Annotated in this window: 24 protein-coding genes; all 24 read left to right on the top strand. The window is 36.4% G+C overall.

The window, feature by feature from the left end; genetic code table 11:
- Positions 1-116: 116 nt before the first annotated feature.
- The gene (locus OOT12_RS01345) at positions 117-587 is read left to right on the top strand and encodes a RuvC family protein (protein WP_264685315.1); all 471 of its coding nucleotides are present in this window, start codon (positions 117-119) and stop codon (positions 585-587) included.
- A 135-nt stretch (positions 588-722) separates the two neighbouring features.
- Positions 723-1,193, top strand: coding sequence for a hypothetical protein (locus OOT12_RS01350; RefSeq protein WP_007549853.1), 471 nt, complete (start codon positions 723-725; stop codon positions 1,191-1,193).
- Positions 1,194-1,212: 19 nt separating this feature from the next.
- Entirely contained in the window at positions 1,213-2,697 is a 1,485-nt protein-coding gene (locus OOT12_RS01355; RefSeq protein WP_191110930.1) for an ankyrin repeat domain-containing protein, read from the top strand.
- Positions 2,694-4,529, top strand: coding sequence for a phage terminase large subunit family protein (locus OOT12_RS01360; protein WP_264685399.1), 1,836 nt, complete (start codon positions 2,694-2,696; stop codon positions 4,527-4,529). Before OOT12_RS01355 ends, OOT12_RS01360 begins: the two co-directional genes overlap by 4 nt.
- Positions 4,519-4,743 (top strand): gpW family head-tail joining protein, encoded by a 225-nt coding sequence (locus OOT12_RS01365; protein ID WP_191110931.1) that lies wholly within the window; start codon positions 4,519-4,521, stop codon positions 4,741-4,743. The genes OOT12_RS01360 and OOT12_RS01365 overlap by 11 nt, the downstream gene beginning before the upstream one ends.
- Positions 4,744-6,162 (top strand): phage portal protein, encoded by a 1,419-nt coding sequence (locus tag OOT12_RS01370; RefSeq protein WP_191110932.1) that lies wholly within the window; start codon positions 4,744-4,746, stop codon positions 6,160-6,162.
- Positions 6,149-7,183: a S49 family peptidase gene (locus OOT12_RS01375; protein ID WP_264685316.1), complete on the top strand. Its 1,035-nt coding sequence runs from the start codon at positions 6,149-6,151 to the stop codon at positions 7,181-7,183. The genes OOT12_RS01370 and OOT12_RS01375 overlap by 14 nt, the downstream gene beginning before the upstream one ends.
- A 65-nt stretch (positions 7,184-7,248) precedes the next feature.
- Entirely contained in the window at positions 7,249-7,617 is a 369-nt protein-coding gene (locus OOT12_RS01380; RefSeq protein ID WP_191110935.1) for a head decoration protein, read from the top strand.
- Between the two features lie 43 nt (positions 7,618-7,660).
- Positions 7,661-8,665 (top strand): major capsid protein, encoded by a 1,005-nt coding sequence (locus OOT12_RS01385; RefSeq protein ID WP_191110936.1) that lies wholly within the window; start codon positions 7,661-7,663, stop codon positions 8,663-8,665.
- A gap of 83 nt (positions 8,666-8,748) precedes the next feature.
- Positions 8,749-9,069 (top strand): head-tail joining protein, encoded by a 321-nt coding sequence (locus OOT12_RS01390; protein WP_264685317.1) that lies wholly within the window; start codon positions 8,749-8,751, stop codon positions 9,067-9,069.
- Positions 9,062-9,550, top strand: coding sequence for a phage tail protein (locus OOT12_RS01395; RefSeq protein ID WP_264685318.1), 489 nt, complete (start codon positions 9,062-9,064; stop codon positions 9,548-9,550). Before OOT12_RS01390 ends, OOT12_RS01395 begins: the two co-directional genes overlap by 8 nt.
- Positions 9,531-10,004, top strand: coding sequence for a hypothetical protein (locus tag OOT12_RS01400; protein ID WP_065094331.1), 474 nt, complete (start codon positions 9,531-9,533; stop codon positions 10,002-10,004). Before OOT12_RS01395 ends, OOT12_RS01400 begins: the two co-directional genes overlap by 20 nt.
- Complete coding sequence (locus OOT12_RS01405) at positions 9,991-10,446, top strand: phage baseplate assembly protein V (RefSeq protein ID WP_065094332.1); 456 nt, start codon at positions 9,991-9,993, stop codon at positions 10,444-10,446. Before OOT12_RS01400 ends, OOT12_RS01405 begins: the two co-directional genes overlap by 14 nt.
- 8 nt (positions 10,447-10,454) lie before the next feature.
- Complete coding sequence (locus OOT12_RS01410) at positions 10,455-10,709, top strand: PAAR domain-containing protein (RefSeq protein ID WP_065094333.1); 255 nt, start codon at positions 10,455-10,457, stop codon at positions 10,707-10,709.
- Between the two features lie 5 nt (positions 10,710-10,714).
- The gene (locus OOT12_RS01415; RefSeq protein WP_264685319.1) at positions 10,715-11,050 is read left to right on the top strand and encodes a GPW/gp25 family protein; all 336 of its coding nucleotides are present in this window, start codon (positions 10,715-10,717) and stop codon (positions 11,048-11,050) included.
- A gap of 9 nt (positions 11,051-11,059) precedes the next feature.
- Positions 11,060-11,875: a baseplate assembly protein gene (locus OOT12_RS01420; protein ID WP_264685320.1), complete on the top strand. Its 816-nt coding sequence runs from the start codon at positions 11,060-11,062 to the stop codon at positions 11,873-11,875.
- Entirely contained in the window at positions 11,872-13,161 is a 1,290-nt protein-coding gene (locus OOT12_RS01425; RefSeq protein WP_264685321.1) for a phage tail protein, read from the top strand. Before OOT12_RS01420 ends, OOT12_RS01425 begins: the two co-directional genes overlap by 4 nt.
- Before the next feature lie 21 nt (positions 13,162-13,182).
- Positions 13,183-13,869 carry a hypothetical protein gene (locus OOT12_RS01430; RefSeq protein WP_264685322.1) on the top strand — a complete coding sequence of 229 codons (687 nt, stop codon included), beginning with the start codon at positions 13,183-13,185 and terminating at the stop codon, positions 13,867-13,869.
- A 6-nt stretch (positions 13,870-13,875) separates the two neighbouring features.
- Complete coding sequence (locus tag OOT12_RS01435) at positions 13,876-15,801, top strand: DUF4815 domain-containing protein (RefSeq protein WP_264685323.1); 1,926 nt, start codon at positions 13,876-13,878, stop codon at positions 15,799-15,801.
- A 13-nt stretch (positions 15,802-15,814) separates the two neighbouring features.
- Positions 15,815-17,002 (top strand): hypothetical protein, encoded by a 1,188-nt coding sequence (locus OOT12_RS01440; RefSeq protein ID WP_264685324.1) that lies wholly within the window; start codon positions 15,815-15,817, stop codon positions 17,000-17,002.
- Between the two features lie 4 nt (positions 17,003-17,006).
- Positions 17,007-17,192 (top strand): hypothetical protein, encoded by a 186-nt coding sequence (locus OOT12_RS01445; protein WP_015588504.1) that lies wholly within the window; start codon positions 17,007-17,009, stop codon positions 17,190-17,192.
- The gene (locus OOT12_RS01450; RefSeq protein ID WP_264685325.1) at positions 17,189-18,664 is read left to right on the top strand and encodes a hypothetical protein; all 1,476 of its coding nucleotides are present in this window, start codon (positions 17,189-17,191) and stop codon (positions 18,662-18,664) included. The genes OOT12_RS01445 and OOT12_RS01450 overlap by 4 nt, the downstream gene beginning before the upstream one ends.
- Positions 18,665-18,670: 6 nt before the next feature.
- A complete protein-coding gene (locus OOT12_RS01455) occupies positions 18,671-19,228 on the top strand; it encodes a hypothetical protein (RefSeq protein WP_015588506.1) in 558 nt (185 codons plus the stop codon).
- A gap of 11 nt (positions 19,229-19,239) precedes the next feature.
- On the top strand, positions 19,240-20,397 hold the full coding sequence (locus tag OOT12_RS01460) for a phage tail sheath subtilisin-like domain-containing protein (protein WP_264685326.1): 1,158 nt from the start codon (positions 19,240-19,242) through the stop codon (positions 20,395-20,397).
- Positions 20,398-20,399: the final 2 nt, after the last annotated feature.

Genomic DNA, 20,399 nt, shown 5'->3' on the forward strand with positions numbered 1-20,399 from the left:
CTTAGCAAACAAACTGGCTGTAAAAGAGTTTTCATGTTAGTTGTTAAATTTCAAAGATTTTTTGGACATAATTTTTTCGAATCTTGTATATATATGTACACAACAACTGAAAGTAAATGCTCACCCTAGATCTTGGTAAACAAACTGGCTGGACTATTTTACATGATGGAATAGTACAAAGTGGAAGTAAGAGTTTTCATGTTAGCAGGTTTAGTGGTGGTGGAATGCAGTTTTTAAATTTTCGTAATTGGCTTAATGCACTTAAGTATAAATTTCCAGGTATTGAAGTTGTGTACTTTGAAGAAGTGAGAAGACACTTGGGAACTGATGCTGCACATATCTATGGAGGGTTTTTAGCACACCTTTCTGCTTGGTGTGAAGAACATCATGTGCCATACAAAGGTGTATCTGTGAAAACTATCAAACGCTTTATAACAGGCAAAGGCAATGCAAGTAAAGCTGATGTCATTGAGGCAGTACAGGAAAAGGGTTTTTGTCCAATGGATGATAATGAAGCGGACTCTTTAGCTTTAATGTTCTATGTTATGAATGTTAGTAAAGATCTTAACAGTCTAAAAATCCCATAGAAAATGGGTCCTTTTGGCCAGGCTGGAGGGTTTGGTGGCCCCGACCTCGGGCCTTCTTTAGCGTTAGACATATTTCAAATGTTAACTACTTACGAAATTATAGCTGAGCAGTGCTAAAATAAGGAGAAAAAAAAGGTGAGAATTACGCAAGCAGAATGGGCAAGGGAAAAAGGGTTTTCGAGGCAATATGTCTGTTCTTTAGTAAAAAAAGGAATAGTTGAGCTGGAAGATGGACTTATTGACCGAGAACAAGCAAATGAAGCGGTAGCAGCAATAAGAGATCCAAGTCAACCACTGAGAAGAAAAGAGCGCGGAGAAACACTTTCAACGATATTGCTAAAAACGCGAATAAAAAATGAAACCGAACGTGGTAAACTTTTGGAAGCTAAAGTGAAAGCTGAAATAGGCAAATTTGTGTCAATTGAAGAGGTAAAAACTGAAGCATTTAACGTAGCAAGAGTTGTCCGTAATAATTTGCTTAATATTCCAAATAGAGTTTCAGCATTGCTTGCATCACTGAGTGACACTGAAAAGATTCATATGGTGCTAACTGAAGAGATTACAAACTCATTACAAGAATTATCTAATACTAAATTTCAAATATAAGAAAGATTTTGAATATAAAATGGCTGATAACTTAAGTTTAGAGTTAATAAAGTGTCTCATTAATCAACCTGGATTAGATGTAAATGTTAGAGGATTAAACGGAAAAACCCCACTACATTGCGCTATAGAGTTTGACGAATTAAGTATGGTGGATTTGTTACTCACGAAGAAGAACATTAATCCTTTTGTGGAAGATAATGAAGGTAAAACATCTCTTGATTACGCCAAAGAAGAGAAAAAAGCAGAAATATTGAAAGCGTTAATTAGTAACAAATACGGGTCAGAACAAGATAGTTTACTTCATTTAGCTGCAATGATAGGTGAAGTTAATGCAGTCAGATATTTGATAGGAAAAGGTATTGACGTTAATGTACGAAATGCTCTGCATCATACGCCATTACATCTAGCAGCAGGAATAGGACATGCAGAAGTTGTAAAGATTTTGATAAGAGAAGGAAAAGCTGAAATAGATGTCTTTGATGCGCGAAATCAGACACCAATGCACTATGCAGTTAATAATAAAAAGTTAGAGATAGTAAAGTTACTGCTGAAACTTGGAGCAGATGTAAATAGTGCACGTATGGGACAAAACTCAATGAAATTGTCGCCTGTTCATATAGCTGTAAGTAATACTAATTACGATGAAAGAGACTTATGTCTTGATATTCTCAAATGCTTAATAAGGGAGCCTAATGCTCAAGTCAATTTACAAGATTACGAAAATAAAACGCCACTACATTACGCTGAAAGACTTAAAACAATAGAGGTTTTACTAACACGAGAAGATATAGACCCTCTGGTAAAAGACGATAGCGGCAAGACACCATTTGATTACGCTAAACCTGAGATAAAGAAGGCTTTGATGAGTAATAAATACGGTTCTGAAAAGAATAGTCTACTCCATTTAGCTGCACAAAGAGGAGAAATTGAGATTGTAGAGTCTATCTTAAAAGAAGAAATTGATATTGACATTTCAAATAATAAAGGTCTATCACCGATTTATCTTGCTGCAGAAAAAGGACATTTACATGTAGTAAAATTACTACTGAAAAAAGGAGCAAACTATATACCTGTTTTGCACTTAGCAATCAAGTCAAATAATTTAGAATTACTTAAAGTTTTATTTAATGAAAAAAATGGAGTGTTACTCTGCAGAGATACCGTTGTTAATTTTCCAACCCTTCATAATAAATATATAGCACAGAGAGAAATAGCAGATAAAAGGATGAAAAAACATAATAATATTATCTGCATCTGTATTACAGTCAGCGCAATAGCAGTAGCAATATATATAGGGTTAATAACAACAACAATAAGCAGTGCAATCATTTTTGCAACAATAACAGGGGTATTTGCGCTTATTATAGCACTAATGATAAGTGAGATGAGCAAAAGATATATAGAAAACGAATTTCAGAAAAAGATGTTTATGGAGCTGGAGGAGTGTAGTTCTATTGTTAATGATATTGAGATAGAACCAATTATGAGTAGATGCAGACAATGATATACGCTAGAGCTTTTTCTGAAGGCTTAAAACCAGATCCCCAGCTTAAAGTATCAGAGTGGGCAAATGAGTATCGAGTTTTAGCGCCAACTGCAGCATCAGAGCCAGGGAAATGGAGAACAGAGAGAACTCCTTATTTAAAAGAAATAATGGATTCACTATCACCATCTTCACCTGCTGAAAAAGTAGTATTTATGAAAGGAGCGCAGATTGGGGGAACAGAAGCAGGAAATAATTGGATAGGCTATATTATAGATCAAACACCAGGTCCAATGCTAGTAGTACAGCCAACAGTTGAAATGGGAAAGCGTTGGTCAAAAGGAAGATTTGCACCGTTAATAGAGAGTACACCATGTTTAAAAAGTAAAGTAAAAGACCCAAGATCAAGAGATTCAGGGAATACTGTACAAAGTAAGGAATTTCCAGGTGGAATAGTAGTAATAACTGGAGCAAATAGCAGTGTAGGACTTCGTTCTATGCCAGTAAAATATCTCTTTCTTGATGAGATTGATGCCTATCCAGGAGATTCAGGAGGAGAAGGAGATCCAGTACTGCTCAGTATTGCTCGAACTAACACTTTTGCGCGGCGAAAGATTTTTTTAGTATCAACACCAACGATTCATGGAATAAGCAGAATTGAGAAAGAATTTGAAGCAACAGATAAGAGATATTTTTTTGTACCATGTCCGCATTGTAATTACTATCAAGTTTTAAAATGGGCACAAATAAAATGGGAAGATAAAAATCCAAATACAGCACACTATATATGTATAGAATGTGGTGAAAAGATAGAAAATCATCAAAAGACAGAGATGCTTGAGCGTGGAGAATGGAGACCTACTAATAGAGTAAAAGGTGAGAAAAAAGGATTTCATCTTTCAAGTCTTTATAGTCCAGTTGGCTGGTATAGTTGGCAACAAGCAGTAGAGGACTTTCTCCATGCAAAAGAAAGTGAACAATTACTAAAAGTTTGGATAAATACCACGCTAGGAGAAACTTGGGTAGACAAAGGAGAAGTACCAGACTGGAAGCAGTTATTTAACAGAAGAGAATTTTTTCCCGTAGGCACAGTACCAAGGAGAGAAGTGGTTTTGACAGCAGGAGTAGATGTACAAAAAGATCGTTTAGAAGTAGAAGTTGTAGCCTGGGGAAAAGGCAGAGAAAATTGGTCAATAGACTACCGAGTATTTGAAGGAGATACTGGAAGAGAAGAAGTATGGGGAAAACTCTCTGAGCTCCTCAATCATCATTTTATTGGTGAAAATGGGCTGGAATACATGATAAGCATGATGGCAGTAGATGCTGGATATGCAACGCAAGAAGTATACAATTGGGTAAGAGGTCATCAAGGCTGTGGAAGAGTAATGGCAGTCAAAGGTGTAAATAAAGCTCTAGTACCACTTAGCAGTCCAAGCAGAGTAGATATAACAGTTGGTGGGCAAAAGCTGAAAAGAGGAATAAAGCTATGGCCAGTAGGAGTATCGATATTAAAGTCAGAACTTTTTCAATTACTTAATGTTTTAAAAGAAGAAGAGAAAGTGCCAGCAGGGTATTGTCATTTTCCCGAGTATGTACCTGAGTATTTTAAGCAGCTAACGGCAGAGCAATTAGTCAGCAAGGTAGTAAAAGGATACACCAAACAAGAGTGGCAAAAGGTAAGAGAAAGAAATGAAGTACTGGATTGCCGAATTTATGCGAGAGCAGCATCTATTGCACTTGGAATTGATCGTTGGCCAGAGAGTAAATGGAATAGTTTGAGTGGAAAAATGGAAAGCAAAAAGCCCAAAAAATTAAGACAGAGTAAATGGCTTGGTAATCAAAATGTACAGTGAAGAGTATTTAACTCAAGTTGAGAAAGCAATTCAAAAACTGCAAAGCGGAGAAAGAGTTGTCTCAATTGCATATGGTGACCATGTTGTGCGGTACGGGGAAGTTCAAATAAAGGATTTATTGGAGCTCAGGCAACGAATAAAAGCGGGGTTAAAAGTTGCAGGTATGAGGCCAAAGAGGAAAATTGTTTTTTCAACGAGTAAAGGAATTTTATAAATGCTGCTAAAAACCTTCAAGCAATTGTTTAACAAACCAAAGATAAAAAGCTCTGCCTGGGATGCAGCAGGCTCAGGAAGAAGATTTTTTCACTTTCAACCAGAGTTAGGAAGTATAAACAATTTGCTGTCTCAAAGCCTTGAAACTTTACGTAGTAGATCACGTGATATGGTGAGAAAAAATCCATATGCAGCAAATATTATTGATACAATAGTAAGTAACTCTATTGGAACAGGAATAAAACCGCAATCAAAAGCAAAGAATGCAGAATTTCGAAAGAAAGTACAAGAATTATGGCTAAGATGGACAGATGAAGCAGACAGTAACGGAGTAAGTGATTTTTATGGATTACAAGCTCTAGTATGCAGAAGTATGATAGAGGGAGGAGAATGTTTTGTACGTTTAAGAACGAGAAAGCTGGAAGATAGATTTTCTGTACCACTACAACTGCAAGTACTTGAGTCTGAACATTTAGATAATAAAACAAATCAAACTTTAGGAAATGGTAATGTAATAAGAAACGGGATTGAGTTCAATAGACTTGGGCAAAGAGAGGCATATTACTTATTTAGAGAACATCCAGGAGAAGGCTCATTTGGAGAATCAGTGAGAGTACCAGCAAATGATGTTTTACATATTTATAGACCTTTAAGACCTGGGCAAATTAGAGGAGAGCCATGGCTTTCGAGTATACTGCTAAAGCTCTATGAACTTGATCAATATGATGATGCAGAATTAGTGAGAAAAAAGACAGCAGCGATGTTTGCAGGGTTTATTACGAGACTTGATCCTGAGGCAAATATTTTAGGAGAAGGTGAAAGTAATGAGCAAGGAGTAGCACTATCTGGATTGGAACCTGGAACAATGCAGCTTTTAGACCCAGGAGAAGATATAAAATTTTCAGAGCCGTCAGATGTTGGAGGAAGTTATGAAGCGTTTATAAGACAGCAACTCAGGGCAATAGCGATTGGTACAGGGATAACATATGAGCAGCTAACAGGAGATTTAACAGGCGTTAATTATTCATCAATCAGAGCTGGATTAATAGAGTTTCGTCGTAGATGTGCTATGCTGCAACACAACATTATGGTATTTCAATTTTGCAGACCAGTATGGAATAGATGGCTAGAATTAGCGTTAGTATCTGGAAAACTTTCTATAGCTAAAGATTTAACAAGTGAGTCATTGAAAGAAGTAAAATGGATACCACAAGGGTTTGATTGGGTTGATCCTTTAAAAGACCAGCAAGCACAACAAATGGCAGTAAGAAATGGCTTTAAAAGTCGATCAGAAGTAGTATCAGAAATGGGTTACGACGTAGAAGAAATTGATCAAGAAATAGCAGAAGATCAAAAGCGAGCAAATAGTCTCAATTTAATATTTGATTCTGATGTTGGGGGAAACAATGTTTCTAAGTAGACCATTAATGCTTGAAGCAAAAAGTTTTGAACTACTATCGCTTCATAGTCAAAAACAACCTATCTTTAAAAACGTAAAACACTATGTAAAGAACAATATAGAAAAGACAGCAATAATACCAATACATGGCATTTTAACTAAAAAACCAGAAGCTTTTGATGATTTTCTAGGTATGACATCGTACGAGAAGATACAAGAGGAAATAGAAGAAGCTTTAGAGGATGAAAAAGTGGAAATAATTCTTTTGGATATAGATAGTCCAGGAGGAGAGGTCAATGGAGTGTTTGACCTGGCTGATTTTATTTACGAATCAAGAGCAAAAAAGAGAATTGTGGCATTAGCAAATGATGATGCTTACTCTGCTGCATATGCTATAGCATCAAGTGCTGAAAAGGTATTTGTGAGCAGAACTTCAGGAGTAGGAAGCATAGGGGTAATAGCAAGTCATATAGATCAAAGTGGATTTAATGAAAAATGTGGAATAAAATATACCACAGTATTTGCAGGAAGTAGAAAAAATGATTTAAATCCACATGAGCCAATGACGTCTGAAAGTCTGGAAAGCTTACAAAAAGAAGTAGACCGACTATATGAAATGTTTGTGCAGCTAATAGCGAGGAACAGAGGTCTTTCAATTGAAAAGATTCGATCAACGGAGGCAGGGCTATATTTTGGCGAGAGAGCAATAGAAATAGGCCTTGCAGACGGAATGACAATTCTTTCATCTATTAATAAAAACAGGAGTATTACTATGAATGAACAAACTACAACTGACCTAGAAACTGATAATTTGACTAAGTATCGTAATGAAGTTCTTGAATTAATACGGTTATGTAATCTATCACGAATGCCAGAGAAAATAGAAGAATTTATTGAGGAAAGCGTAAGTGTTGAGCAAGCCAGGGAAGTTTTAATGGAGTTACTTGCAGAGAGAACGAAGAAGACAGAGATTTTGAGTACAATACCACAGAATTCAGGAGAAGATTTAATGATACAGGTAGCAAGAAGTCGTAGGAGTTAAAGTATTTTTATAACCGCCGTATATAGCATTGATAAAAGCGGCGGTAAGCAGTTAAGGAGAAATTTATGAGTTGTATAAGCGAACAAAATAATCTTGGTGACCTATTAAAGTATGAGGTGTCAAGTCTATATTCAAGAGATCAGATAACAGTAGCAAAGGGACAAAATCTTAAACTTGGTACAGTAGTGGCTCTCGATAAAGATAACATGATTAAGATAATAAATCCAACTGCCACAGATGGTACACAAACAGCAATAGGTGCAATAGTAAGTGATGTAAATGCGACAGAAAATGCCAAAGCAGTAATTATTACTCGTGGTGCAATACTAGCAGATCATGCAGTGGTGTGGCCAGCAAATATCACTGAAGAGCAAAAAAATGCAGCAATAAAGCAACTTGAAGGACGAGGGATCATTATCCGTAAAGCAGTCTAAGGCTATATTAAACAATAAAAAACACAAAGGGGGAAAATAAAAAATGCAAAATCCATTTACAAACACAGCATTTAGCATGACGGCACTAACAAATGCGATAAATATATTGCCGATAAATTATGGACGAATTGAAAATTTAAATTTGTTTCCAAGTAGATCAGTAAGATTTAGACATATTACCATAGAAGAACACAACGGAGTATTAAGTTTATTACCAACACAAATACCAGGAGCACCAGCAACAGTAGGAAAAAGAGGAAAAAGAAAAGTAAGAACATTTACGATTCCACATATTCCTCACGATGATGTAGTGTTACCAGAGGAAGTACAGGGAATAAGAGCATTTGGGTCAGAAAGTGAACTGAAAGCGCTGGCAGATGTAATAACTGACCATTTGCAGCTAATGAGAAATAAACATGCAATAACGTTGGAGCATTTGCGTATGGGAGCGCTGAAGGGAATAATTTTAGATGCTGATGGGTCGGAATTATTAAATCTGTACAACGAATTTGAAATAACACCAAAAGTAGTAAATTTTGCCCTTGGAACAGCAACAACTGATGTAAAGCGTAAGTGCTTGGAGGTATTGCGACATATTGAGGATAACTTAAGTGGTGAATATATGACGGGAATTCATGCACTGGTAAGCCCTGAGTTTTTTGATGCATTAACTTCCCATAGTAAGGTGAAAGAGGCATATGAGAGATGGCAAGAAGGAGCAGCGCTAAGGAATGATATGAGGTCAGGATTTACATTCTGCGGAATCACATTTGAGGAATATAGAGGGCAAGCAACTGATCCTGAGGGAAATGTAAGAAGGTTTATAGAAAGAGAAAGTGGAAACTGTTTTCCAGTAGGAACAGCGAGCACATTTACAACATATTTTGCACCAGCAGATTTTAATGAGACAGTGAATACTCTTGGACAGCCACTCTATGCAAAACAAGAGCCAAGAAGATTTGATAGAGGGACTGATTTGCATACGCAGTCAAACCCTCTGCCAATGTGCCACCGTCCAGCAATACTAGTCAAGATCGTTGCAACATAGGTAGAGCAAATATAAAGCGGTGTGAGGCAGAAGAATGCTTTACCTCTTCTTAGCATATAAATGTTAGTATATAGCGGAGAAATGTGCAAGAGAATATTAAGAGATTATTTAAAGATTGTTTTGCTCATTTAGGAAAAGTAGCTTTGTATGAATCAAAGGATAAGTCATATATGGTACAAGTACTAAAGCAACAGCCAGATAAATTATACGAGATTGGTGAAGGACAATTTGTGGGAGAGATGCTTTTTCTTGAGGTAAATGTTTTTGATGTACTGAGGCCAATGGTGGGAGATATTTTTGTTATTGATGGTCGTAAATATAAAGTATATTCTCCACCACTGCGAGATAATTCAGGAATAGTATGGAATATAAAATGTACAGTACTTGGAGAGAAGGATGTTTAACATTGAGGTTAATGAAAATATTGAGAGAATTATTCACAACATTGATGCTAACAAAGCCAAAATAGAATTGGCAGCGGTAAGAGCGCTAAACAAAACGGCATTATGGTTAAAATCTCAGGCTGTCCGAGAAATCAGTGAAGAAAAGCAAATTAGGCTGAAAGTAATTAGAAAAAGACTAAGAATCATCAAGTCAAGAAAAAGCACTTTGAAAGTTTTAATTAGAGCATATCTGTATGATATAAATATAAAACAAGCAAAAATAAGAACAGCATTTAATGATGAATTTATGGCAACAATGCCAAGAGGCTATCGTGGTATTTTTAAACGTGTAGGAAGAACAGCACTACCGATACAGGAGGTTAAACTACCACTTGAACCTGAGGCTTCAAGGATAATAGAAAATCTTGTTAATTATGAAGTTGAAAGGATATTTGAAAAATATTTTACACATAAGTTATTTTATGACGGCATTTTGGACTAATTTACATGAGGCAATCTGTAATACGCTAAAGGCAGAGATACCAGCAATTCAAACTTGTGAGGTTTATCCAGCAATAAGGAAAGAGTTAGCAGCTCCAGCGGTATTTATAGAATTGTCAAGTCTAGAGCAAGGAAAAGATCCAGGAACAGAGGAGCTAGCGCTGAGAGCAAAATTTGAGGCACGAATAGTGATCGATAGCACAATAGAAAATGCCCCTATTATTGTCAGATCATTAGCTGCTGAGGTTGCCAGAGTAGTAAATAAAAATACTTGGAACGTGAAAAATGTTTCACCAGGAGAATTTATATCAGGAGGAGGAGATGATTTTAGGCCAGAGCTCGATGCATATTTAGTGTGGATGGTAGACTGGGCGCACGAATTGCATGTAGGGCGATCGATTTGGGAAGTGAGTAAAATAAAACCTCATTTAATCGATGTGAATGTTGGAAAGTAATTTTGCAATTTCAGAATTGCGGAGGAAATTGGCCAACATTGTCCGTATAGGCATTGTCGAAAAAATAGATTATGAAAAAGCTAAAGTAAAAGTTAAAATAGGTGAACTTGTAACAGATTTTCTTCCATGGATAACAAATAGAGCTGAAAGTTGGTCACCACCAAATATTGATGAACAGGTAATAGTATTATCACCATTGGGAGAATTGTCTTTGGGGGTGGTGTTACCGGCAATATATCAGGAAAAATACCCTCCTCCAGAGAATAAAAAGGAAGTAAATAGTGTAAAATTTCAAGATGGGACAAGATTTACATATGATAAAGAGAAACATCATTTAGAGATTGAAGTAGTAGACAAGATAACACTGAATGTTGGGGAATCAAGTGTAGAGATAACAAAGAGCGAAATAAAACTAAAAGCAAAAAGAGTAAATCTAAATTAGGGAAAGGAATGAATAAATCAGTTATACGCCTAGGAGATCACTGTGAAGGAGCGTTGCTGCATTTTTGTATAAGTGGAAGCAGAGATGTATTTATAAACGGAAGACCTGTCTGTAGGCAAGGAGATAATTTTAGTGAAGGAAAAGTAATGACACAAGGGTCGAAAGCAGTGTTTGTAAATGGCAAAGCCATTGCTCGTACTGGTGACCTAATTTCCTGTGGAGCAATAGCAGAAGAAGGGAGTGATAACGTTTTTGCAGGGTAAATAATATGCGTGGTATGAATTCTGAAACTGGTAAAACAATAAGTGGTATAGAGCATTTAAAACAATCAATAGTTGATATTTTAACTACGCCAGTTGGCACTCGTGTTATGCGCCGAGATTACGGATCAAGGTTATTTGAGCTGATTGATCATCCAATTGTACCTGGTTTTGCACAAGAACTTTATGCAGCAGCTGCAGAAGCATTAGAAAAGTGGGAGCGCCGATTTAAGCTTAAACGTGTACAAATAACAGAAATAAAAGAAGGTAAAGTAACTCTCATTTTAGAAGGAATCTATTTGCCAAATGGAAAGCTGATCCGCCTTGATGGTATTATAGTATAAGGTAATAGGATGAAAACACCAAATATTGTCGAAACATTAAAATTTGAGGAAATCCTTTCGCGAATGAAAGAAGAGTTAATGAATCGAGATGCAAGTTTTTCTGCGCTAACTGAGAGTGATCCAGCAATAAAGATACTGGAAGTAGCAGCCTGGCGTGAACTTTTGCTTAGGCAAAGGATTAATGATGCAGCACAGGCAAATTTACTTGCTTTTGCAAGAGGTAATGACCTTGATCACTTGGCTGAATTTTATGGTGTGCTGAGAAAGGAGTCAGAGAATGATGAATCCTTAAGAAAGCGGGTAAAAGCCAAAATTGTTGGTTGGTCAACAGCAGGGAGTAAAGAGCATTATCGTTATCATGCATTATCTGTTGACACAAGAGTAAAAGATGCGCAAGTGGTATCACCTATACCAGGAAGTGTACAGATTTCAATACTTTCCACAGAAAATGGTGGAGTACCTTCAGAAGAATTGCTAGAGATCGTCAGAAATCACGTTATTCGCGATGATATTCGTGTATTAACAGATACGCTTACAGTTATTGGCTGTGGTATTATTCCCATTACTATTCATGCTAAAGTGCATATTTATTCTACTGCATCAAAAGATGTTATCGAAGCTGCAAAAGAACAATTTGTCAAAGATCTTGAATCTGCTAAAGGGTTAGGATGGAATATTACCAGATCATGGATTATTGCTCATCTTTTTACAGAAGGTATACAGAATATAGAGCTTACAGAGCCCATAGAAGATATCATTGTGCAAAATAATGAATGTGTTACTTTACGCGATTTACAAATTGAGTTAATAGGTAAAGACTGGTGATACTTCCTCCAAATGCATTAAAGCAAGAGCAAATACTTGCTGATATAATTAATTATTCTCTCGATGTAAATTCTCTACGGGGATTTAAGTTTAATTCTAAGACAGAAATATTACCATGGTTGATAGCAGAGTATGGTTTGGGAGAAATTTTATCATGGCTACCAGAGCATAAAAAATCTACCAAGATAAAGTTTGAGCGTTTAAACGATAAATCGCTCAAAAGTGCGTTAGAAAAATTGGTATATTATAGTTTAGAGCAAGATCCTAAGAAAGTTATTCAAAACGGAATAAAATTTCAACATCTGCGTGGTACACCACAGTCACTGAAGATGGCACTTAGGTGGGCAAACATTGATAATATTACCATTCAAGAAGAATCGCCAGGGAAGCATTTTGCTGAATTTCAAATTGGCATCTCTGATGTTCCTAATGATTTTTTTGTCGATAGTGTAATTGCTTTGGCAAAACTTTCTGCACCGGCAAGATCTCGATTAATGCGAATATTCAATGACTATTACAATGCTCAGCGATTTATATTAGATGAAAGTATTTTTGGAGATCTTCTTTCAGACTACTCAGGTGTAAAAATAGCAAAAGAAGGACCAGTGTTATCGTTTGGAAGAAAAAATTCATTTGAACTGAAAATAGGAAATCCAAGATTTAAATTTGGCACTTTTAGATCACATTATGATAGAAGCTACAGTAATGATTTATATAGGTTAGATGTTGCAATATTAGGAGAAACAGAGCCTCATACGAAGAATTACAACGGTACATATGAAAGAAATCATGAGTGGTACAACTTAGAAGCACTATATCCTCTACCACAGAGTTTATTGCCAGAAATTAAGTTTGCTAAAGCATTGATAGTATTGTCAGATAGTTGGAATTTAGGGGATATAAATGCTTGTTTTGCATCAACTACTTATGAAGAAATAGAGCATACATTTCACTTAAGTGAAGATAAACTTTCTGAGCAGATTTGGAATTTTCAACGTACACCAATTTTAGAGCGATTTAGTATAACTTATTACTATGAAGCGAAGAATTTTACTGATCAAAAAATAATAGAGTCTAATTTAGTGGAATATCATGTTGATTGTAAAAATGATTCAGATTCAAAACAGAAAGATCCCATTCATGGGCTAGAAAATTACGTAGCAGCATTCTATCCAGGTATGGTTACTTGGCATGAACATCGCCACTTAAATCGCCCTTGGAAAGATTTTGATCCTATTATTGCAAAAAAATTGGACGTTTTTTCTACGGATCTTGTATATACATAATATCAACTGCACAAATCAACTATGTCAGTACTCACACAATCAGGCAGAGCAGCTATTGCTGCGAGCATAAAAGAGCAACCGATACATCTTGCTTGGGGATCTGGAGATTCTACCTGGGAAAGCAGCTACAAAGTTGAAAAAACTTTTGCAGCAGGCGGCAAGATAAGTTTAGATCACCACACTATTAAAGATGTAAAAGTTTGTACAGGGCAAACAATTTATCAGTCAAGCATAGATTATATAGTTGATAGTAGCTCAGGCACTATTGAGCGTGTAGAAAATGGTGCAATTATAGCAGATAGCGTAATCACTATAGAGTATACTCAAGACACACCACCGGAACTAATTACTTCTGCAACATTAATTAAGGAAGTTGGACGTCGTGTTGTTGATGAGGTTCTCTTCTGCAGCGGTGATGAGAATGGAGAGCTTTTGACTCCAACAGGGAGGTTTAACCCTTCTAATGTACCAACTAATAACTTATATCTTAAATTTAACTTCGATTTCAACGATGCTGCAAATCAAGTAATAAGAGAGCTTGGAGTTATGGTTGGTACAAAGGTGGTAGAAAAATTGCCTCCTGGACAGAGATATTTTGAACCAAAAGATATAGAAGACCATGGAATCTTGCTGATTTTAGAACACACTGTACCACTTATCAGAACTGCTGCCATAAGAGAGACTTTTTCATTTGTTGTAACCTTTTAGAATAAAATGACTTTAAACACCTATTATAACCGCTTTAATCCTGACAAAGAATACGAAAAAAGCTTATTTCTTGCTGGAAGAGGTTTGCAATCTGCAGAATTAAACGAGACTCAGGAGTATGCTCTCTCTAAGCTTAAAGGCATAGGCGATGCAATATTTCGTGATGGTGATGTTATAATAGGAAGCAATTGTATTATAGATAGAGAAACTGGTAAAGTTACGCTTGAATCAGGAAAAATCTATCTTCGTGGAGCGGTTAGAAAAGTCGAAAAAGAAGAGTTTGTTATTCCACTGAGTACCACAGTGCGTATAGGTGTTTATTACGTAGAATCTACCATTACAGAACTTGAGGATGAAAACCTTCGTGATCCTGCTGTTGGTACACGTAACTATCAAGAAGTAGGGGCTGCAAGGCTTAAAGTTTCCACCACTTGGAGTTATCAAGCTGAGGGTGTGACTACTAATGCTTCAGGAGAATTTTATCCAATTTATAACATTGAAAATGGAGTATTGATAGAACATTCACCGCCACCACAAGCAAATATAGTAACTACTGCGCTTGCTCGTTATGACAAAGAAGCCAATGGTTCCTATGTCGTAAATGGTCTTGAAGTAATGTTCCTGCAAAAGGAAGAGGGAGAAGGAGGAAAAAAAATATTTGTGATTAATGAGGGCAAAGCTCATGTTGATGGCTATGAGATTGAGCTACCTCACAGTATTCGTGTTTCTTTTGATGAAGATCCAGATATAAAAGCAGTTGAATCAGAACCACATACTTTTCAGCCAAATAGCCAAAGAGTAATGGAACTTAAAGTTAATGATTTTCCAATAAGTGAAATCAAAAAAGTAGATATCACTATTCAAAAAACCATTACTGTTACTCACGGTTCATATTCAGGAGCCACTGATCCAATACCTGACTCTGCGGTACTTGAAATTATTCAAATTAAACAAGGCAATGTTATTTATGAAAATAGTATAGACTATAAGTTAAATGCAGGAAATGTTGATTGGTCATTACCTGGCAAAGAACCAGCTCCTGGAAGTAGTTATCAAATCACTTACCGCCGTCGCACTCATGTAAGCCCTGAAGATATAAGTGAAGAGGGATGTAAAGTAAGAGGTGCCGTTGATAACAGCTTGGTTCTGATTGATTACACCTGGAAAATGCCCCGCTTTGATTTAATTACTATAGATGCAAAAGGCGCAATAAGAAGGATAAAAGGCATAGCTCACCCTTGGCGACCATCGATGCCTAAAGCACCTTCTGGACAACTTTTGCTCTGCTACATTCATCAGACGTGGAAAAAAGGCGAAGGGGTAAAAATAGTGAATAATGCTATTCATGCTGTACCGATGAATGAGCTTGAAGCAATGAAAAAAGGAATAAATGATCTTTATGCACTTGTTGCACAGGAGCGTTTACGCAATGATGCAAATTCAAGAGAACCTACTACCAAAAAAGGAGTATTTGTTGATTCATTCTTTGATGATGATATGCGTGATCAAGGAATTTCGCAGTCTGCAGCGATAGTAAACAAGGAATTAATTTTACCTATAGATGTGGAAATTATTGATGTTGAAAGAGGTAAAGAACCTCATTTGTTACCGTATGAACTTGAGCCGGTACTAGAACAGCTCTTACAGACTAAAGGAGAAAGAATTAATCCGTATCAAGCTTTTGATCCAGTTCCGGCACAAATTACTCTCAATAAAAATATAGACCACTGGACGGAGGTTACCACGAATTGGAAAAGTCCAATAACCAGAGCATTTAATGTTAAAGAAACAACAGAGCTGATGTCAAGTACTTCATATGAAGCTGAATTTATGAGAGAAGCAGTACAGAATTTTGAAATTGAAGGTTTTGAGCCAGGTGAAAGGCTTAAGGAGGTAAAGTTTGATGGTGTTGTCATTCAGCCTACTGCATAAGAGGTAAAAAAATATGCTCACAACTAACAACCAGGGAAAATTAAAGGGAAAGATAAAAATCCCAGCAAATATTCCAGCAGGTACTAAATTAGTACAGTTTTACGGGGATAAAGGAAGCTATGGAGAAGCAACGTATACTGGTAAAAAAACAATTACCATAGAGGAAAGAAGAAGAGTTATCGCAGCAAGAAGAGTTGATCCTTTAGCGCAAACATTTACTCTAAATGAAAGTAGGCACATAGGAGGCGTGGAGCTATGGTTTGTAAATAAAGGCAAAAAACGTGTTGTTGTGCAGATTAGAGAAACAGCAGTGGGAATGCCCTCGCAGACTGTCATTGCTGAAAGTTATATTGAGCCGAAAGATATAAAAGTAGATGGCACAGCAACACGTATAGAATGGCCACCAGTGTTTTGCCATGCAGGACAAGAGTATGCAATAGTACTGCTTACTGATGATCCTTGTACTGAAATAAAGGTAGCAGAGCTTGGCAAATATGATGCAGTAAATAGCCGTTGGGTAACAAGTCAGCCATATCAAGTAGGAGTATTACTTTCATCTAGCAATGCAAGCACCTGGACTCCACATCAAAATTTAGATTTAACGTTTCGACTACTAGCTGCAAAATTTAGCGAAAATTCTCACGTTATTGATCTTGGCAAAGTTACAGCAACCAATACTTCAGATTTAATTGTTTTGACAAACGTCGAAAAAGTAGCATTTGATACCAATGTAGAATTTATCTTAATAGATGAAGAGGGAAAAGAAAATTTTCTATCTGATAACTTGCCGCTCGCGCTGCGTGAAAGACTATCTGGAGAGTTAACAGTAAAGGCAAATTTAAAAGGGTCAAAAGAAAGAAGTCCTGTTCTCTATCCTGGGTTACAGCTAGTTCTAGGTAATCTTTCAGAGTCTGGAGATTATGTTACAAGAAGCATTACAGCAGGAGCTAACACTAAAATTACCATAACGTATGATGCGCTAATACCTGGCACTGCAGATGTAAAAGCATATGTAGAACAAAGCGCCAAAGGATGGCAATTAGTAAATTTAACATCAGGAAAACCAATAGGGGAAAATTGGGTAGAGAGAACTCATGTGCTATCAAACTTTAACGCCAATGAGACAAGGATAAAATTGGTTTTAAGTGGAACAGTTGTCTATCGGCCAAAAGTCAAAAATCTACGAATCATTGTCACGTAGCAGAATGTCAGATGATAAAACAAGCAGAGGATATCCTTTGCCACACCCAGAGAATATTGCAGTGGAAGATGTAGTACGTATTCGCAAAGCGATAGAAAAAATAGATGAAGATATGAGTGAGAGAGAAAATGAACTTAAGAGTAATTTTGAGCGGTTTAACTTTGAAACTTTTTTAAATTTTTGGGAATGAAAGAAGCAATAGAAGTATTACACCAAAGGATAAAGGATTTAGCAGTAAGTAGCACACCTGATCAACTGGCATATCTTGCAAAATCACTGGAATTGATAGCAGATAAAAAAGCTATTTCTGACATTGTGCAAATGACTGAAGTAAAAGGAATAATTGATGCACTACAAAAAAGACTTAAGGATTTAGCAGCAAATAGTACACCAGATCAGCTTGCATATCTTGCTAAAGCATTGGAATCAATAGTCGACAAAAGTGCGGTTTCTGAAATTGTGCAGATGACTGATGGTAAGCTAAAAGAACTTCTTGATAGTGCAAAAAAACACCTAAATGATATAAACAGCAATAAAACAAACTCAATATCAGCAATAACTGCAGTAAAAACAGAGTCTGTTAATGAAATCAACAAGCTTAGGGATAATTCCTTAAATACTTTAAAAGCATCATCAGATTCACATATATCGCTACTTGATACGAGAAAGAATGCCAATATTGCAGCAATAAATAGCATTAGTAATAGTCATAAAGATGGTCTTAAAGGTTTAGTAGAAGATTTTCGTGCTGTTAATAATGTACCATCTGGCTCATCAATTATTAGGGAAATAGAAACTCGTGATAACCAATTAAAAACATCCCTTATAAACGAGATAAAAACTAGAGATGATGAGCTGAAAGTGTCGCTTACACAAGAAATAAGAAAGCGCAATATGGTTGAACCAGGGTCATTACCTTTCTTATTTGGTGTACTTGGAAGAAAAAATAATTACTTTGGCCACGGAACTTTTACAACAGAGCTTGGAAGGTGGAGTAGTGATATAACAAAAACCGACTATATGTTGCAATTACTAGCAGGTAGCCATACATACGATACAGATTACGTTAGTTTTTATCGGCCAAGACAACTAAGTTTTATAGAGGGAAGTAAAGGAACATTTATTTACGGAGAGTTATGCACAAAAAGTTTTTCTGGTAGTTATGATGAGATATACTATTACCCATATGCTGCACTTGGAGTAGTATTTATAAAAAATACAACGAATGTGAACATAAATAAAACAATAGAATTTGTTGGATCATCATACTCTAGTACGGAGTATGGGGGTGCAGGACTATTTGTGGGGACACCAGATAATACCAATTCTAATAAATCAAGAATTTCAAGAATAATATGGAAAAATGTTTACCAATACACGAGTTCTGATAGCAAGTTAGCTGGATCTGGTAATGTGGAAATTCCAGCAGGAAAAACAGTTGCAACATTACTTTACACATCATCTTACCTATGTTCCAGAACACAAGTCAGTCAAGGTATGCTTGCATCAAATTATGTATACAACTATGGTCAATTTATCCAGTGGGGAATATATAACATACGTAGCAATTTTCTAACCACAGGGCTTGAGGTGGATGTAGAGAGAACACTAAAGGCTTGGCAATGTCCAGGGTTATCTGAAACTTATGAGCTCTGGAGGTAGCAAAGAATGCCAATTTATATTAGATTTGAAAATAACAAACAGATAGAAGTAACAGTACTTGAAAATAAGCCAACTGGGAATGATTGGTATGAAGCACCAAAGAATTTCGACTGGCAAAAAAGTTATTGTTTAACAGAAGGAGGAGAAATTGCTCAGTGTACTAGAGAAGATATACAAAAGGAGTTGCTGGATAATGCGAAGCTTTGTGCATTTGATAGTATGCGTTTTTATTATGATAGCTATATTAACCAATATGCAGGGAATTCTCACCAAAAAGCTAAATCTTATGAGATTCAAGCAGAAGCCGCAAAAAACATTCTAGCAGCACCAGAATCTATAAATAAAAAAGATGCAGCAATTATAGAGCCTTTAGCAAGAGTGAGAGGAATTTCAGTAGTAGAGATGGCAAAAATAATTCAAGAGAAGGCAAAAAAAGCAGTAAAAGAAATAATGAAATGTGAAGAATTGGAAGACATCGCCAAGAAGAAAATTAAAGAAGTCAAAAGTGAAGAAGAGCTACAGACTTTGCTCGATGATTTCAGGAAAAAAATGCAAGAAAGTTAAAAAGGGAAGAAATGCCAGAAGAATTTTTACACGGAGTAAAGGTTATTGAGGTAACCTCAGGAGCAAGATCAGTACGTACAGCTAAATCATCAGTGATAGGTGTAATTGGTACTGCCCCTGAAGCTGATGAGCAAAAATTTCCACTCAATAGTCCAGTATTAATAGCAGGAAGCTTAAAGGAAGCAGCAAAGCTTGGGAAAAGTGGAACACTACCTTCTGCAATAAACGGAATATTTTCCCAAATTGGTGCAACAGTAGTAGTTATTCGAGTTGAAGAAAGTGAAGCTATTCAAAATATAATTGGTGGAGTTGATGAAGAGACTGGAAAATATCAGGGAATTCAAGCATTCCTCAGCAGTGAAAGCATAATACATGTTGCCCCAAGAATACTAATTGCACCTCAGTTTACTCATCAATTGCCTGAATCTGAAAATCCTAAAAACCCAGTAGTAGCAGCTTTGATAGGAGTAGCAGAAAAGCTAAGGGCAATAATAGTTGCAGATGGACCAAATACCAATGATGAAGAAGCCATAAAATGGAGAAAAAGTGTAGGTAGCTCAAGAGTTTACGTTGTTGACCCATGGGTTAAGGTGTTTATTGAAGGAAAAGAAGAAATTTTGCCGTCTAGCCCATTTGTAGCTGGTTTAATAGCGAAAGTAGATAGCGAACAAGGATTTTGGCATTCACCTTCAAATAAAGAAATAAACGGTATTGTTGGCACAAGCAGGCCTATTGATTTTACGCTCGGTAATACAAATTGTAGAGCAAACCACTTAAATGAAAATGAAGTAACAACGATAATTCATCAAAATGGCTATAGGCTTTGGGGAAATAGAACATGTTCAAATGACTCAAAATGGGCTTTTCTGTCAGTGAGAAGGACTGCAGATTTAATCAACGATAGTCCACTTCGAGCTCATTTATGGGCAGCTGATCGCAATATTACCAAAACTTATATAGATGATGTGATTGAGGGAGTAAATTCTTATCTTGCAAATTTAAAAGCGCAAGGGGCGATTATTAGCGGAAAGTGTTATGCAACTCCAGAGCTCAATACACCAACAAATATTGCAAGCGGAAAAGTGTCTTTTGATTTTGAGTTCACGCCACCATATCCAGCTGAACAGATTACTTTCAGGTCACACCTTGTGAGTGGCGCAATATTGTAAAA

The sequence above is a fragment of the Wolbachia endosymbiont (group B) of Parapoynx stratiotata genome (assembly GCF_947250635.1).
In the GTDB taxonomy this organism is placed as follows: domain Bacteria; phylum Pseudomonadota; class Alphaproteobacteria; order Rickettsiales; family Anaplasmataceae; genus Wolbachia.